Source organism: Streptomyces sp. NPDC059003 (assembly GCF_042740445.1).
Lineage (GTDB): Bacteria > Actinomycetota > Actinomycetes > Streptomycetales > Streptomycetaceae > Streptomyces.
Window position 1 is genome coordinate 1 of record NZ_JBHYJH010000416.1, and the last position, 1,882, is coordinate 1,882.

The following is a 1,882-nucleotide window of genomic DNA, read 5'->3' on the forward strand; positions in this document are numbered from 1 at the left end:
TGTGTTTAAGAGACTGGTTCGGGAAGGGGCGGGTCTGGGGCGCACCGCGAGGGACCACCCACCCCCGCCCAAGCCCCCCACCCAGACCCCCACCCGGGACGGTATTAGCGTTGACCCCGTGCACGGGAACCCCATGCACACCGGCAAAACCGGATAAATGCCCCAAAGCCCGACAGGATCCGAGGTGTCCGCCCCATGGCCAGGCGTACGGAGTTGATCGAAGGACTCATGCAGCGGCACCCCCAGGTGCCGCGCGAGGCCGTGATCAAGGAGGACCTGCTGCGCGGCGGCGTGGCCTTCGACGAGTCGGCGCTCAGCGACAGCGCCAATGAGGCATCCGGGGACGTCAAGCCGAAGTCGTACTTCATCTTCTCCTTCGACCACGGCACGCTGCCGGAGCTGGGCGCCGCCGCCCTGCGCCGCCCGCCCGAGGAGATCGTGCTGACCGGCGGCCCCTACGACCTGCGCCGCACGGTGGTGTCGGTGCGGGTCAACCCGGCGTCGCCGTACCGCGTGGCCGCGGACGAGGACGGCGTGCTCGGCCTCTACCTGGACGGCGGCCGCATCGCCGACGTCGGCGTGCCGCCGATGCCGGAGTACTACCGGCACAAGCTCGCAGGCGGCAAGTCCGTGATGGAGGTCGCGCCCACCATCCAGTGGGGCTACCTGATCTACCTCACGGTCTTCCGGGTCTGCCAGTACTTCGGCGCCAAGGAGGAGTGCCAGTACTGCGACATCAATCACAACTGGCGCCAGCACAAGGCGGCGGGCCGCCCCTACACGGGCGTCAAGCCCGTCGAGGAGGTCCTGGAGGCGCTTGAGATCATCGACAAGTACGACACCGCCAAGGCCTCCACGGCGTACACGCTCACCGGCGGCGCGGTCACCTCGACGATCGGCGGCAAGGACGAGGCCGACTTCTACGGCCAGTACGCGAAGGCCATCGAGGAGCGCTTCCCCGGCCGCTGGATCGGCAAGGTCGTCGCGCAGGCGCTCCCCAAGGAGGACGTGCAGCGCTTCCACGACTACGGAGTGCGGATCTACCACCCCAACTACGAGGTGTGGGACCCGTATCTGTTCGAGCGCTACTGCCCCGGCAAGGAGCGCTACGTGGGCCGCGACGAGTGGCACCGGCGCATCCTCGACTCCGCCGAGGTCTTCGGGCCGCGCAACGTCATCCCGAACTTCGTCGCGGGCGTCGAGATGGCCGAGCCCTTCGGCTTCAAGACCGTCGACGAGGCCATCGACTCGACCGTAGAGGGCCTGCGCTACTTCATGGCGCACGGCATCACGCCGCGCTTCACCACCTGGTGCCCGGAGCCGACGACGCCGCTCGGCAAGGCCAACCCGCTGGGCGCGCCCCTGGAGTACCACGTGCGGCTGCTCCAGGAGTACCGCGCCACGATGGAGGAGTTCGGCCTGTCGTCGCCGCCCGGCTACGGGCCCGCGGGCCCCGGCAACGCGGTGTTCTCGGTGAGCTCCTTCATGGACAGCCTGCCGGCGGAGCAGGCGGCGCCCGAGGCACCCGAGAAGGTCTAGCGCGCTGCCGCGCGCCGTGCGGGGGGTGTGCCGGATCGATTCGGCGGCCTCGTCCGGGTGACGGAGCGGATAGCGGGACGGCGCGTCGGGCAGCCCTGCGGAGAATCACCCACCCTCCGCAGAAAGGCTGTTCATGCGTCGTTTCGCTGCCCTCACCGTCGGAACACTCGCGCTCCTCGGCGGCCTCGCCGCCCCGGCGAGCGCCGTGCCGGACCCGACGGCCACCGTCGACTGCGCCGTCCAAGAGGTGACGGGCCTCGTGGACCTCGCGAACCCCGGGGTTCCGACCGAGGTGCCCGCCACGGGGTGCCTCGCGCCGTGACGTGAGCGGCGGGGCCCGGGG

At 70.3% G+C, this 1,882-nt stretch carries 2 protein-coding genes; both read left to right on the forward strand.

What is annotated here, in order from left to right:
- Positions 1-195 precede the first annotated feature (195 nt).
- Positions 196-1,539, forward strand: a complete 1,344-nt coding sequence (locus tag ACFWZ5_RS46225) for a radical SAM protein (protein ID WP_384806896.1) — start codon at positions 196-198, stop codon at positions 1,537-1,539.
- Between the two features lie 133 nt (positions 1,540-1,672).
- Positions 1,673-1,861 carry a hypothetical protein gene (locus ACFWZ5_RS46230; protein WP_384806893.1) on the forward strand — a complete coding sequence of 63 codons (189 nt, stop codon included), beginning with the start codon at positions 1,673-1,675 and terminating at the stop codon, positions 1,859-1,861.
- The last annotated feature ends 21 nt before the right edge of the window (positions 1,862-1,882 follow it).

Excerpts from the sequence above, each read along its gene's own strand:
- ACFWZ5_RS46230 (WP_384806893.1), top strand. The coding sequence starts at position 1,673 with ATGCGTCGTTTCGCTGCCCTCACCGTCGGAACACTCGCGCTCCTCGGC.
- ACFWZ5_RS46225 (WP_384806896.1), top strand. The coding sequence starts at position 196 with ATGGCCAGGCGTACGGAGTTGATCGAAGGACTCATGCAGCGGCACCCC.